Origin of the sequence: Bradyrhizobium amphicarpaeae (assembly GCF_002266435.3) — a bacterium.
In the GTDB taxonomy this organism is placed as follows: Bacteria; Pseudomonadota; Alphaproteobacteria; order Rhizobiales; family Xanthobacteraceae; genus Bradyrhizobium; species Bradyrhizobium amphicarpaeae.
In genome coordinates, this window is sequence record NZ_CP029426.2 from 2,761,038 (window position 1) to 2,773,879 (window position 12,842).

The 12,842-nt window shown below is 66.5% G+C and carries 11 protein-coding genes and 1 riboswitch; of the genes, 9 read left to right on the plus strand and 2 right to left on the minus strand.

Translation table 11 applies throughout. The features are described 5' to 3' along the window. Window positions 1-2: 2 nt before the first annotated feature. A riboswitch (cobalamin riboswitch) is annotated at window positions 3-221 on the plus strand. A gap of 37 nt (window positions 222-258) precedes the next feature. Genes CIT40_RS12590 through cobT form a run of 3 tightly spaced genes read left to right on the plus strand, consistent with a single transcriptional unit; the run spans window position 259 to window position 2,795 of the window. After that, the gene (locus CIT40_RS12590; protein WP_094896246.1) at window positions 259-936 is read left to right on the plus strand and encodes an energy-coupling factor ABC transporter permease; all 678 of its coding nucleotides are present in this window, start codon (window positions 259-261) and stop codon (window positions 934-936) included. Between the two features lie 46 nt (window positions 937-982). Continuing rightward, a complete protein-coding gene (gene cobF, locus CIT40_RS12595; RefSeq protein ID WP_094896247.1) occupies window positions 983-1,732 on the plus strand; it encodes a precorrin-6A synthase (deacetylating) in 750 nt (249 codons plus the stop codon). Window positions 1,733-1,742: 10 nt separating this feature from the next. Then, window positions 1,743-2,795 (plus strand): nicotinate-nucleotide--dimethylbenzimidazole phosphoribosyltransferase, encoded by a 1,053-nt coding sequence (gene cobT, locus CIT40_RS12600; RefSeq protein ID WP_094896248.1) that lies wholly within the window; start codon window positions 1,743-1,745, stop codon window positions 2,793-2,795. On the opposite strand, the gene CIT40_RS12605 is transcribed toward cobT, so the two are convergent. Beyond that, window positions 2,788-3,360 (minus strand): histidine phosphatase family protein, encoded by a 573-nt coding sequence (locus CIT40_RS12605; RefSeq protein ID WP_162307467.1) that lies wholly within the window; start codon window positions 3,358-3,360, stop codon window positions 2,788-2,790. The genes cobT and CIT40_RS12605 overlap by 8 nt on opposite strands. Before the next feature lie 659 nt (window positions 3,361-4,019). On the opposite strand from CIT40_RS12605, the gene CIT40_RS12610 reads away from it, so the two are divergent. The 5 genes from CIT40_RS12610 to CIT40_RS12630 all read left to right on the plus strand — a co-directional run bounded on the left by CIT40_RS12610 (window position 4,020) and on the right by CIT40_RS12630 (window position 10,641). Continuing rightward, on the plus strand, window positions 4,020-6,029 hold the full coding sequence (locus CIT40_RS12610; RefSeq protein ID WP_094896250.1) for a hydantoinase/oxoprolinase family protein: 2,010 nt from the start codon (window positions 4,020-4,022) through the stop codon (window positions 6,027-6,029). Then, window positions 6,026-7,606, plus strand: coding sequence for a hydantoinase B/oxoprolinase family protein (locus CIT40_RS12615; protein ID WP_162307468.1), 1,581 nt, complete (start codon window positions 6,026-6,028; stop codon window positions 7,604-7,606). The genes CIT40_RS12610 and CIT40_RS12615 overlap by 4 nt, the downstream gene beginning before the upstream one ends. 11 nt (window positions 7,607-7,617) lie before the next feature. Further along, complete coding sequence (locus CIT40_RS12620) at window positions 7,618-8,913, plus strand: aminotransferase class III-fold pyridoxal phosphate-dependent enzyme (RefSeq protein WP_094896252.1); 1,296 nt, start codon at window positions 7,618-7,620, stop codon at window positions 8,911-8,913. A gap of 130 nt (window positions 8,914-9,043) precedes the next feature. After that, on the plus strand, window positions 9,044-9,976 hold the full coding sequence (locus CIT40_RS12625; RefSeq protein WP_094896253.1) for an N-carbamoyl-D-amino-acid hydrolase: 933 nt from the start codon (window positions 9,044-9,046) through the stop codon (window positions 9,974-9,976). Next, a complete protein-coding gene (locus tag CIT40_RS12630; RefSeq protein ID WP_094896254.1) occupies window positions 9,973-10,641 on the plus strand; it encodes a flavin reductase family protein in 669 nt (222 codons plus the stop codon). Before CIT40_RS12625 ends, CIT40_RS12630 begins: the two co-directional genes overlap by 4 nt. On the opposite strand, the gene CIT40_RS12635 is transcribed toward CIT40_RS12630, so the two are convergent. Then, a complete protein-coding gene (locus tag CIT40_RS12635) occupies window positions 10,638-11,300 on the minus strand; it encodes an aspartate/glutamate racemase family protein (protein ID WP_094896255.1) in 663 nt (220 codons plus the stop codon). The two genes, CIT40_RS12630 and CIT40_RS12635, sit on opposite strands and share 4 nt — an antisense overlap. Window positions 11,301-11,356: 56 nt before the next feature. Between CIT40_RS12635 and hydA the strand changes: the two genes are divergently transcribed. Continuing rightward, window positions 11,357-12,826, plus strand: coding sequence for a dihydropyrimidinase (gene hydA / locus CIT40_RS12640; RefSeq protein WP_094896256.1), 1,470 nt, complete (start codon window positions 11,357-11,359; stop codon window positions 12,824-12,826). The last annotated feature ends 16 nt before the right edge of the window (window positions 12,827-12,842 follow it).

Here is a 12,842-nt window from a genome sequence, read left to right on the forward strand (position 1 = left end):
GGGGCACACAGGAGGGGCATGGTGCTCAACGCGGCGCAAAGCGCCGGAGCATAATCGGGAATGGGGGTGGGCGGACCCAGTTGCGGCGCCCAAAACCCCAGCCGCCCCCGCGACTGTAAGCGGTGAGGGACTCCGATCAGCCACTGGGCCGCAAGGTCCGGGAAGGCCGGAAATCCCGGGGAACCGCGAGCCAGGAGACCGGCCGTGCACGTTTTGAGGCCAAGGCCGTCGGGTGTGACGGCAGGAAGGAATTGAGCCATGCATATCGAACCCGGTCTAGTGACGGGCGCCAAGCTCGTGTTGAGTTACGCAACCGGCATCGCCGCGGGCGGCGTTGCACTGAAGCTTGCGGTGGAGACCGTGCGTGAGCAGGGCGTTACGTCGTTCGCGGCGCGGACGCTCGCGACCACGGTCCTCGTCTTCGTCTTCTTCGAGATCCTGCCGCACTTTCCGGTCGGCGTCTCCGAAGTGCACTTCATCCTCGGCTCGACATTGTTCCTGCTGTTCGGCGCGGCGCCCGCGGCCTTCGGCCTTGCTTTCGGTCTCCTACTCCAGGGCGTGTTCTTCGAGCCCGCTGACATCCCGCAATATGGCATGAACGTCACGACGCTGCTGGTGCCGCTGTTTGCGATCCAGGCGATCGCCTCGCGGATCATTTCGCGCAACACCGCCTATGTTGATTTGAAGTATCGCCAGGCGCTGGCGCTGTCGACGACCTATCAGGCCGGCGTGATCGCCTGGGTAGCGTTCTGGGCGCTTTACGGTGCGGGCTTTGCGATGAGCAACCTCGCGAGCATCGCGACGTTCGCGGCGTCTTACGCACTGGTCATCGTGATCGAGCCGCTCGCCGACCTCGCCGTGCTGGCGCTGGCGAAGTCGCTGCGCGGCGTCACCGCGCCCGGCCTCGTCACCCCGCGCCTGCACAACGCGGCCTGAGAGACAAGCGAACGGGCGGCCAGCAGAGCCGCCCGTCGCGTTCGCGATGCTCACGCTCTCCCTGATAGGCATCGGTTGCGGCGATCCCGACCAGCTCACGCGCGCCGCTGTTCAAGCGATCAACGCCGCCGATCTGGTCTTGATCCCGCGCAAGGGAACGGCGAAGTCGGATCTCGCCGATCTCAGGCGGACGATTTGCGCGGGCGTGCTCACCAGCGACAAGACAGCCATCGCCGAATTCGATCTTCCCGTGCGCGACGCTGCTGAAGCCGATTACCGCAAGGGCGTGGACGATTGGCACGATACGGTTGCAGCGACCTGGTCGCAGACGATCGCAAACCATCTCGAAGGCGAGGGCAAGGTTGCGCTGCTGATCTGGGGCGATCCCTCGCTCTATGATTCCTCATTGCGCATTGCGCGGCGGCTCAATCCCTTGCCTGGCATCGAGGTCGTGCCCGGGATCACCTCGATCCAGGCGCTGTGCGCGGCGCATGCGCTGCCGCTCAACGACATCGGCGAGCCGTTTCTGGTCACGACGGGGCGGCGCCTGCGCGAAGGCGGCTGGCCGCAAGGTGTCGATACATTGGTGGTGATGCTCGACGGCGGCACGGCGTTTCAAGCGCTCGATCCGGAAGGCCTGCAGATCTGGTGGGGCGCATATCTCGGCATGCCCGACCAGGTCGTCATGTCCGGCGCGCTCGCCGAAATTGGCCCGCGCATCGTCGCGGCGCGCCAGGAGGCGCGCGAGCGGCATGGCTGGATCATGGACAGTTACATTCTCAAGCGCGTGCACTAAGCGAGGCAGCATGCTCCCTGAATGGGTTACCAAGAACTGCCCCGAGATCTCCGCGGCCCATCGCGCGGCGGCGATCGCGCGGCAGGCGCAACTGACAAAGCCGACCGGTGCGCTCGGCCGGCTGGAGCAGCTCGCGATCGAGCTCGCCGGCTTGCAGGCGACCGAGCAGCCGCGTGCCGTACGGGTCCCGATCATCATCTTCGCCGGCGACCATGGCATCGTCGCGCAGGGCGTCTCGGCGTATCCGCAAGGCGTGACCATCGCGATGATGGCGAATTTTGCCTCCGGCGGTGCCGCGATCTCGGTGCTGGCGCGCGAGCTTGGCTCGAGCCTGGAAGTGGTCGACGCCGGCACGCTGGCGCAGGACGAGATGGCAGGAATCGTCACCGACAAGCCGCGCCACGGCACGCGCGATTTCAGCGTCGAGGCCGCGCTCGCACCCGCCGAACTGGCGTTTGCGTTCGAGGTGGGCCAGCGCGCGGTCGCACGTGCGGCAGCCCATCAGCCTGACCTCCTGATCTTCGGCGAGATGGGGATCGGCAACACGACGGCCTCGGCTGCGATCGCGGCGAGCCTGCTTGGCGTGAGCACCGAGGAGATTGCGGGCAGCGGGACCGGGGTCGATGCGGCCGGCCGCGCGCACAAGGCGCGGGTGATCGATGCGGCGATAGCCCGCCACGGCGTTGCGGGCGCCTCGGCCGAAAAAATTCTGTGCGCCGTCGGCGGCCTCGAGATCGCGGCGATCTCGGGTGCGATCATCGCGGCCGCGCAGCGCCGCATCCCGGTGCTGGTCGACGGCTTCATCGTATCGGTGGCAGCACTCGCAGCGGTGCGGCTCAACCCGTCGTGCCAGCCGTTCCTGCTGCCGTCGCATCAATCGGCGGAGCAGGGACACCGGCTGGTGCTGCGCGCGCTGAATGTGCAGCCGTTGATCAGCCTCGATCTCCGGCTCGGCGAGGGATCGGGCGCGGCCATTGCGCTGCCGCTGGTTCGGCTCGCCTGCGCGCTCCACAACGACATGGCGACCTTTGCGCAGGCCAATGTGCCTGACAGGCCTAGCTGATCCGCTGATTGGCGGAGACGACGCGCCAGCCGCTCGCAAGGCGATCGATCCGTGTCAGCGACAGCGGATCGATCACGAAGCGCAAGGCGGCCTGCGGCGTCAGATCGAGCGCGATGCAGAGCGCGGCGCGGATGGTGCCGGAATGCACGACGAGCGTGGCCGATCCGGCGCCGATCCGCGCCAGACCCAGCCGGACACGCGCGACCTGATCCGCAAAGCTCTCGCCGCCCGGCGGCCGTGCGTCCGCGGGATCGCTCCAGAATTGCGCATAGGCCTCGCCGCCCGTCGCGGCGAGTTCGTCATGGCGATGGCCGGTCCAGTCGCCGAAATCCTGCTCGCGGAATTCGCCGATCAACTCCGGTTCGAGTCCCAGCGCGCGCGCTGTCTCGACCGTACGTCGCGACGGGCTGGCGTAGCCGGCGGCATCCGGCGGCAGACGTCGTCGCAGAGCATCCAGTTGCGCGCGATCGCCGAGATCGGCCGGCGCGTCGGCGGCGTGGATCGTCCCTTTGACGCCGTCGACGGGCGCGTGCCTTATCAGCCAGAGGAAGGTCTCGCCTTCCATGCTCATCTCCAAGGAAGTTGGTCGCCGTGGCAATAACATCGCAACCGGCACATTGGCTCTGTTGTGATGGTAATCCTAGAGGCGACGGTTTCCCCGAGAGGGGATGAAAAGGGAATACGGTGCGGGGACATTGTCCCCAATGCAGTGACTGCCCCCTCAACTCTTCGTCGCCTCCCGGGGCGGGAATCGATTGATCGGACCGGCGATATCCTCGCTTACTGACCGTACAATAAAGAAAGGCTGAGCCGCCCGCCGTGCATAGCTCATGGGCATCCCAACCCGGCGCAACGCCGTTCGATCGCCTGCAAATTAGACAGACGATTTCAGTCGCTGGGATTGCAGTGCAACGGGCGTGACGGTTTGCGCCGAAAAATCCGTGGTGCGATGCACTTCGCTGGCGTCCGGCGGTCCACCTCTGCATGCTCTCTGCGCGGGCAGAGCTGCACCAAAACGTGCAGCCGAATTTGCGGCCCGCGGCACCGGCCCGATGGTTCGCGACAAAGCTGGCCCTATCCCGACCTGACCGCTCTGTCGCACACTCGCGGACAATGGCATGACAAGGGATGCATGATGAGCACTCTCGGTTGGGCATTGGATGTCGCGATGGACGGTAACAGCCCGGCGTCGGGTTCGGACCTCATCTGTCGCTGCCCCCGCACATGAGCTCCTCCGAAAATCACTGGGAGGTCGGCACCGATATCGGCGGCACTTTCACCGATATCATTGCGATCCGGCGCGATTCATCGGAGGCGCGGATCGCAAAGGTGCCGTCGCGCCCCGACGCGCCGGTGCAGGCGATGCTGGAGGCGATCGAAGCGGTGGGCCTGCGCAAGAGCGAGGTCAGGCGCTTCGTCCACGGCACCACGCGCGTGACCAACGCCATCGTCGAGGGCCGGCTGCCGAAGGTGGCGCTGGTCGCGACCGAAGGGTTTGCCGATGTGCTCGAGATCGCGCGTTATCGCCGCAGGGATCTCTACCGTCTCGACATTCCGCCGAAATCGCCACCGCTGGTGCCGCCCGAGCGCTGCTTCGGGCTCGCTGAGCGCCTCGATCACGAGGGGCAGGTCCTGAAGCCGCTGGAGCAAGCCGAGATCGAGCGCCTGGTGGCCTGGCTGAAGCAGACCGGCGTCCAGAGCGTCGCGGTGGCTCTGCTTCACGCCTATGCCAATCCCGTCCATGAGAAGATGCTGGGCGAGCGGCTCAAGGACGTCGTCGCCCATGTCTCGCTGTCGCACGAGGTCAATCCCGAGGCACGCGAATATGAGCGGACCTCGGCGACCGTATTCAATGCGGCCGCGATGCCGATTGCGGTGGAATATCTCAGCGAGCTCGAGCAGCGGCTGCCGATCGGGCCGGGATTGCAGGTGTTCCATTCCGCCGGCGCCATGATTCCGATCTCCGCCGTGAAGCGTCGCCCGCTGGTGATGGCGATGTCGGGCCCGGCCGCCGGCGTCTCGGCGTCGGTCAGCATCGCGCGCCAGCTCGGCACGCCGCGCATGCTGACTTTCGACATGGGCGGCACCACGACGGACGTGTGCCTGATCGTCGACGGCCAGGCCGAGATGACCGACGGCCGCATGCTCGGCGACAAGCCGCTGCGCCAGCCGATGCTCGCGGTTCACTCCATCGGGGCGGGCGGCGGATCGATCGTGCGGAACGGCCCGGGTGGCCTGACCGTCGGGCCGGAGAGTGCCGGCTCCGAGCCGGGCCCCGCCTGCTACGGCCGCGGCGGCCTTGAGCCGACCATCACCGACGCCAACGCCATGCTCGGCTATCTCAACCCCGAAACGAAGCTTGGCGACCGCATCGGGATCGACGTCCTGGCGGCCAGGCGCGTCATCGAGCCGATCGCGCGGGCGTTGGGGCTGAGCCTGACCGAAACCGCACTCGGCATCATCAAGGTCGCCAACGCGACGATGGCCCGCGCGCTGCGCCGCGTCACGGTCGAGCGCGGCATCGACGGGCGCGACTGCACGTTGCTCGCCTTCGGCGGCGGCGGCCCCATGCATGCCGCGGGGCTCGCCGATCTCTACGGGATTGCAGAGGTCGTGGTGCCCAGCGCATCGAGCGCGTTCTCGGCGCTGGGCTGTCTCACCGCCGATTTCAGCTTCCTGCAGCAGCAGACCTTGCGCGTTGGGCTCGACGGCATCGACCTTGCGCGCGTGGCGGAGCGGATCGCCACGCTGATTGACGATGCCTCGGCGCCGCTGATCGCCAATGGCGTTGCGAAGGCGGAGATCCAGGTCGAGCTGGTAGCCTTGATGCGCTACGCGGCGCAGAACGACGCCATTCCGGTCCCACTCGCGCTGCCGCTCGAGATCGCCAGGCTCAAGCGGGATTTTTTGGCGCGGCATCACGAACTCTTCGGCTATGCGACGAGCGAACCCTGCGTCATCGAGTCCGTGCGGGTCCAGGCGCGCCGGCCGTCCACGACCGTCGTGCGCCGGCCGGCGACCGCGGTAAGGGCGGTGTCATCAGGTACGCGCACCTGCTCGTTCGACGGCCTGCATGAGATCGAGACTGCGATCGTCGACCGCGCCTCGCTGACCGAGACCGTCCGCGGCCCGGCCATCATCGAAGACGCCTGGTCCACGGTGGTGGTGCCGCCGGGCTGGCAGGCAAGGCCGGATGTTTCAGGCCATCTGTTCCTGACACGGAGGGCCGCATGAAGCTCGATCCGTTCGTCGTCGAAGTCATCCGGCACGGGCTCTCGGCTGCGGCCGAGGAGATGAGCCTGGTGATGACGCGCTCGGCGCGTTCGCCGCTGCTGCGCGAGGCCGGCGATTTGTCGTCGGCGATCACGGATGGCCGGGGAGACCTGGTCGGGCAGGGCCGCGATATCCCGATTCACCTGGGCGCGATGGCTTACACGGTCCCCGAACTGCTGAAGGTGGTGCCGCGCGACAGCCTGAACGACGGCGACGTGCTGATCTACAATGTCGGTGCGCTCGGCGGCAATCATCTCAACGACGTCAAGGTCGTACGCCCTGTCTTCGTCGACGGCGAGATCGTGGCGTTCGCGGTCAGCCTCGCGCACTGGCCCGATATCGGCGGCACCTGGCCCGGCAGCTATTTTGCCAAGGCGATCGACACGTTCCAGGAGGCGATGCGCATTCCGCCGGTGCTGATCGCGACCGCAGCCGGCGTCAACGCGCCGATCGTGCAATTGCTCAAGGCCAATGTTCGGGACGCCGAATCCTGCGAGGGCGATCTGCTCGCGCAGATCGCGGCGACCAAGGCCGGCGAGCGGCGCATCGTCGATCTCTGCCGCGAGCACGGCAAGGCGATGTTCACCGCGGCGCAGTCGCGCCTCCACGATCTCTCCGAAATCGAGATGCGCGAGGCGTTGCGTGCCTTGCCGGACGGAATCTACGAAGGCGAGGACCATCTCGACGACGGCAGCGTGAACGATGCGCCCGCGCGCATCCACGTCAAGATCACCATTCGTGGTGACGAGGCGACCTTCGACCTTTCGGGGAGTTGTGACCGCGTCTCGAATTTCTGCAACACGACGCCGTTCATGGCGCGCTCGGCCGTCGCCTATGCCGCGCGCATCATGAGCGGGCGCGACATGCAGCAGAATGCCGGCGCGCTCCGTCCCCTCACCATCATCACCCGCCCGGGCTCGATCCTGGAGCCGGGTTGGTCAGCCTCCGTCGCGGCCGGCAACCACGAGACGTCGATGCGCATCGTCGATGCGATCTTCCGCGCGATGCAGGACACCATCCCCGAACGCTTGTCCGCGGGCGGTGCGACCACCGCGGGTGTCCTGTTCTTTGCGCAGCTGCGGCAGGACGGTTCCTGGAAAATGCTCTACGAGGTCCACGGCGGCGGCGAAGGCGCGCGTCATGACCGGGCCGGCATCTCGGCGACCCGGGTCCATCTGTCCAACACCTCGAACACGCCGGTCGAGGTGATCGAGGCGAACTACGCGATCCGCCTCGAGCAACAGGCCATTCGCCGGCAATCCGGCGGCGCCGGCCTCCACCGCGGCGGCGACGGCGTCGTCCGTGCTTACCGCATTCTGGCTCCATCGATGCATCTGACCACCTGCATCGAGCGCATGGTGATTCCGCCGTTCGGCATGCAGGGCGGCGAACCCGGCAAGGCCTGTCGCATCTCGCTCGTCAGGCAGGGCGCAAACGTCGCGATCGACGGCAAATCCAACCTCGTGCTGCAGCAAGGCGATCTCGTCACCGTCGAGACTTGCGGCGGTGGCGGTTACGGCGCTGAAGCTGCGGAGTGAGGGGACCGGCGATGAGCAAACTGTTGCGAACCGGGCTGAACGCGGGCGACAGCGCGCCCATGGCCGTGGTCGGCGGCGAGGGCGTCTATTTTCATCTCGCGGACGGCCGCAAGCTGATTGACGGCAGCAACACCGGCGGCGGTCTCGGCCACCGTCATACCGCGATGGTGGAGGCGATTCGCCGCGCGGCAGATACGCCCGTCGTCAACGAGGGCTGGACCTGGGTCGGCCGCGAGCAGGCCGCCGACGATTTGATGGCGACGGCGTTCGGCGGCGAGGAGGATTGGGTCGGCGCGGTCCGCTTCTGCATCAGCGGAAGCGAGGCCAACGACATGGCGCTGTCGCTCTGCCAGGCGCTGACGCAGCGCTCAGCGCTGGCGACGCGCGAGCGCGCCTATCACGGCATTACCGGCCTGTCGCGCAGCATGACCGTGCAGCCGCAATGGCACGGCGGCCTTGCGGTGCATTCGGGCGGCTCGAAGCTGCCGGCGCCGATGGCGCCGGTGCGAATCCTGCCGGCGCCGGATGGCGCGATCTACGGTGGGCCGGCCAATAACAAGCCTCCGAGCGAATATCTGACCGACGCCACGCGCCTGCTGTCGGATACCGCGGCGACGATCATCGACTATACGCAGGGCGGCATCTATTACGACGGCGCCTATCAGGACGAAGTGGCCCGCTGCGCGCGACAGGCGGGCTCATACTGGATCGCCGACGAGGTCGTCACCGGCGCGGGCCGCGCCGGGCGCTGGTTCGCGTTTCAGGGCGCCGAAAGTCGCCCCGATATCGTGACGCTCGGAAAGTCGCTCGGCGGCGGTGCGGCTGCGGTGGCGGCGGTCGTGGTGTCGAAAGAGATCGTCGAGCGATTGAAGGGCACGAGCTGGCAGAACTACGGCACCTTGCGCGGTCACCCGATCAGCATGGCCGCCGTCAGCGCCTACCTGAAGGTCATCGGCGACGAGAAGATTCTCGAGCACGTGAAGCGCCTCGAACAGCTGTTCAGCCGCCGTCTGCTCGCGATCGCGCAGAAACATCATAGCGTGCAGCGCGTGGCGGGGCAGGGGTTGCACTGGACGGTGGAGTTGCACGGACCGGACTGGCGCTCCTGGCATGCCGACACCACCGAAGTGCCGATCGCCTCGCGCGTGGCGGAGCGAGCGCTGGAGGCCGGTGCGGTGATCGGAACCAGCGGCGAGCAGACCTCGCTGTTCCTGGCACCGCCGCTCGTCATATCCGAGAGCGAGGCAGACCAGCTTCTGGATGCGCTCGACCACGGCCTCGATGTTGCCGACGAGGAGCACCGATGAGCGCCGGTCACGCCTTGCAGACCGTTCAGCCCATCTGGCTGGCAACCTTAGGCGCTGCTACGATATGCTGCGCGCGCCGGCAATTCGTTGAACCTTTTGCCTTGTCCACGAAATCACCGGGAAATCGCTGATGCGTATCGTCAATGTTGCCGCCGCCCAGATGGGCCCGATCCAGAAGGCCGACAGTCGCGAGGCCGTGGTCAAGCGCATGATCGCGCTGATGGACGAAGCCAAGAGCAAGGGCGCCGATCTGATCGTCTATCCTGAGCTGGCGCTGACGACCTTCTTTCCGCGCTGGTATTCGGAGGATCGCGCCGAGGCCGACATCTGGTTCGAGCGCGAGATGCCGAACGCGGCGACGATGCCGCTGTTCGAGCGCGCGGCGCAGCACCGGATGGCCATGAACTTCGGCTATGCGGAGCTGACGCCGGACGGTCACCACTTCAACACGGCGATCCTGACCGACAAGTCCGGCAGGATCGTCGGGAAATATCGCAAGGTTCATCTGCCCGGCCATGTGGAGTACGATACCAGGCGCTCGCACCAGCACCTGGAGAAGCGCTATTTCGAACCCGGCGATCTCGGCTTCAATGTCTGGCGCGAGCTGGGCGGCATCATCGGCATGGCCATCTGCAACGACCGGCGCTGGCCGGAGACCTATCGCGTGATGGGCTTGCAGGGCGTCGAGATGGTGCTGATCGGCTACAACACGCCCTCCGTCAATGCGGAACGAAGCGCGGAGGGCGTCGAGAAACGCCTGTTCCACAACCGCCTGTCCGTGCAGGCCGGCGCCTATCAGAATTCGACCTGGGTCGTCGCGGTGGCCAAGGCCGGCAACGAGGACGGGCATCCGCTGTTCGGCGGCAGCCTGATCGTCGATCCCAATGGGGAGATCGTCGCCGAAGCCACGACGGAAGACGACGAGGTTCTGGTTCACGCCTGCGACCTCGACGCCACCATTTTCGGCAAGACCACGATCTTCGATTTCGCCCGGCATCGCCGCATCGAGCATTACGGCCTGATCACCAGCCAAACCGGCGCGGTGCCGCCGCCTGAGAAATGACGCCGATGGCGGACAAGGGTATCTCTCTCTGCGAGCTCGACCCGCGCGATCGCTACAAGCTGCTCTGCGGCGTGGTCGTGCCGCGGCCGATCGCGCTGGTGACGACGCTGGACGAGAACGGGGCGGTGAATGCGGCCCCGTTCAGCTTCTTCAACGTGTTCTCCGAGAGCCCCGCGCTGATCGTGCTCGGTCTTCAGCACAAGCCCGATCACTCGCCGAAGGACACCACCCGCAACATCCATCGCGACGGCGAGTTCGTCGTGCACATGGTGGATGAGGCGCTCTCGGTTGCGATGAACGACTGCGCGGTCGATTTCCCCTCCGGCGACAGCGAGGTCGCCGCGACCGGGCTGGCGACGCTTCCCTCGATCGATGTGAAAGTGCCGCGCCTTGCCGCAGCGCCATTCGCGCTCGAATGCCGGCGCCAGATCGTGCTGAACTTCTCTCCGGATCGTGAGCTCCTGGTCGGCGAGGTCCTCAGGGTTCACGCCCGCGAGGGCCTGCTGGATGAGGCCAACATGTATGTCGATCTCGATGCCTACCGGCCGATCGGCCGCATGTTCGGCAATCTCTACACCACCCAGCGGGACGTTTTTTCGCTGACGCGCGAGAGCCATGCGCAATGGCGCGCACGGCAGGACGCCAAAGAGCTGAAGGACGCCTAGTGAGCCGAGAACTGCACTGTACCCAGCGCCATGGTGACGGCCGCCTGTGTCGGGTCGATCACGGGAATGCCGAGCGCGTCCTCCAGCGGACGGCGATGGCGCGCCATGCCGGCGCAGCCCATCACGATGGAGCGGGCGCCGTCTTCGTCGCGCAGCGCGCGGCCCACCTCGATCATTCTTGCCAGCGTGCCTTCGCCGGACGCGGTTTCCGCGACGCTCATGTTGAGCGGGCGTTCGCCGGAGAGGCGATCGGTCAGCCCCATCTGCCGGAGATAGCGCATGTGGCGCGGGATCGAGCGCTGCGCGATCGCGATGACGCCGAAGGTTTCGGCGCGGGCCAAGGCCGTCAGAACGCCGCACTCTGCGATGCCAAAGACGGGACGGTCGGTGCCCTCGCGGCAGACCTGAAGCCCGGGATCGCTGTAGCAGGCGATGACGAAAGCCGCCGAACTGTTGTCGCCCTCGACCAGCTTTCGCAGCGGCATCGCGACGCCGTCGACATCGGCCTGGCTTTCGATGCCGAACGGACCCTCGGCCAGCGTCCGGCAGACCAATTCGGGGCCGCCCTCGAAGCCGAGCGGCTTCAACGCTTCCTCCAACCCTTGCGTGACCGCAGGGTTGGAGTTCGGATTAATGACGAGAATGCGCGGCCTGGGCATGATGGTCTTTCCACGAAGTTGCGATCACGTGCTGCCAGCCTATCACGGAGTGCCTCATGACTGAACCAGTTTACGACCTGATCATCCGCGGCGGACGCGTTGCGACTACGACCGATGTGTTCGAGGCCGACGTCGCCATCTCAGGCGAGACCATCGCAGCGATCGGTCGCGGGCTTCCGGCGGCCAAGCGCGAGATCGACGCGCGCGGCAAACTGGTGCTGCCCGGCGGCGTCGACAGCCACGCCCATATCGAGCAACTCTCCGCCGCCGGCATCATGAACGCCGATACGTTCGAGAGCGCGACCGTCTCTGCCGCTTTCGGCGGCACCACCACGGTGATCCCGTTCGCCGCCCAGCATGTCGGCATGAAGCTGCCGCAGGTGGTGGAGGATTATCACGCGCTGGCCAGGAAGGGCGCCGTGATCGACTACGCCTTTCACATGATCATTGCGGACGCGACCAGGGAGACGGTCGAGGAGCACATTCCGGCGCTGGTGAAGCAGGGCCACGCCTCGATCAAGATTTTCATGACCTATGACCGGCTCAAGGTCGACGACGAGCCGCTGCTCGACATCCTGCTTGCCGCGCGCCAGTCCGGCGCGATGCTGTGCGCCCATGCCGAAAATCACGGCATCATCGCCTGGATGGTCAAGCGCCTGCTTGCGCGCGGCTACACCATGCCGAAATATCATGCCGTCAGCCACGCCCGCGTCTCGGAATCCGAAGCCTTCACCCGTCTGATCGGCATGGCGGCGCTGATCGACCAGCCGATCATGATCTTCCACGTCTCGACCGCCGAAGGCGCCAAGGTGATCCGCGACGCCCGCGGGCAGGGGCTGAAGGTGTTTGCGGAGACCTGTCCGCAATATCTGTTTCTCACGGCGAACGATCTCGACAAGCCCGGCTCCGAAGGCGCCAAGTGGATGTGCAGCCCGCCGCCGCGCACGCATGCCGACCAGGAGGCGCTGTGGCAGGCGCTGTCGCTCGGCGATCTCCAGACCATCTCGTCGGATCACGCGCCTTATCGCTACGACGAGACCGGCAAGTTGCGCGCCGGACCCAACCCGAATTTCAAGCAGGTTGCGAATGGCCTGCCCGGACTGGAGCTGCGGCTGCCGCTGCTGTTCGACGCGATGGTGTCGAAGGGGCGGCTCGGCCTGGAAAAGTTCGTCGAGCTGACCTCCACGGCGCCGGCCAGGATCTACAATCTGCACCCGCGCAAGGGCTCGATTGCGGTCGGCGCCGATGCCGATATCGCGATCTGGGATCCCGATCGCGAGGTCACGATCGCGGACGAGATGATGCACGACCTCACCGGCTACACGCCCTTCGCGGGACGCAAGCTGAAGGGCTGGCCGTTGCAGGTGCTGTCGCGCGGCCGGGTGGTCATCGATGGCGACAAGTGCCTCGCCGATGCCGGCAGCGGAAAATTCCTGGCGCGCAGCGGCGGCGAGGCGGCAAAGCCGACGGGCCGGCTGGTCGCCGACATGGATCCGGAACGGAATTTTGGAGCGAAGCTGTTGTGATCGTGGATCGCGCGCA

Excerpts from the sequence above, each read along its gene's own strand:
- CIT40_RS12590 (WP_094896246.1), top strand. The coding sequence starts at position 259 with ATGCATATCGAACCCGGTCTAGTGACGGGCGCCAAGCTCGTGTTGAGT.
- cobF (WP_094896247.1), top strand. The coding sequence starts at position 983 with ATGCTCACGCTCTCCCTGATAGGCATCGGTTGCGGCGATCCCGACCAG.
- cobT (WP_094896248.1), top strand. The coding sequence starts at position 1,743 with ATGCTCCCTGAATGGGTTACCAAGAACTGCCCCGAGATCTCCGCGGCC.
- CIT40_RS12605 (WP_162307467.1), bottom strand. The coding sequence starts at position 3,360 with ATGGAAGGCGAGACCTTCCTCTGGCTGATAAGGCACGCGCCCGTCGAC.
- CIT40_RS12610 (WP_094896250.1), top strand. The coding sequence starts at position 4,020 with ATGAGCTCCTCCGAAAATCACTGGGAGGTCGGCACCGATATCGGCGGC.
- CIT40_RS12615 (WP_162307468.1), top strand. The coding sequence starts at position 6,026 with ATGAAGCTCGATCCGTTCGTCGTCGAAGTCATCCGGCACGGGCTCTCG.
- CIT40_RS12620 (WP_094896252.1), top strand. The coding sequence starts at position 7,618 with ATGAGCAAACTGTTGCGAACCGGGCTGAACGCGGGCGACAGCGCGCCC.
- CIT40_RS12625 (WP_094896253.1), top strand. The coding sequence starts at position 9,044 with ATGCGTATCGTCAATGTTGCCGCCGCCCAGATGGGCCCGATCCAGAAG.
- CIT40_RS12630 (WP_094896254.1), top strand. The coding sequence starts at position 9,973 with ATGACGCCGATGGCGGACAAGGGTATCTCTCTCTGCGAGCTCGACCCG.
- CIT40_RS12635 (WP_094896255.1), bottom strand. The coding sequence starts at position 11,300 with ATGCCCAGGCCGCGCATTCTCGTCATTAATCCGAACTCCAACCCTGCG.
- hydA (WP_094896256.1), top strand. The coding sequence starts at position 11,357 with ATGACTGAACCAGTTTACGACCTGATCATCCGCGGCGGACGCGTTGCG.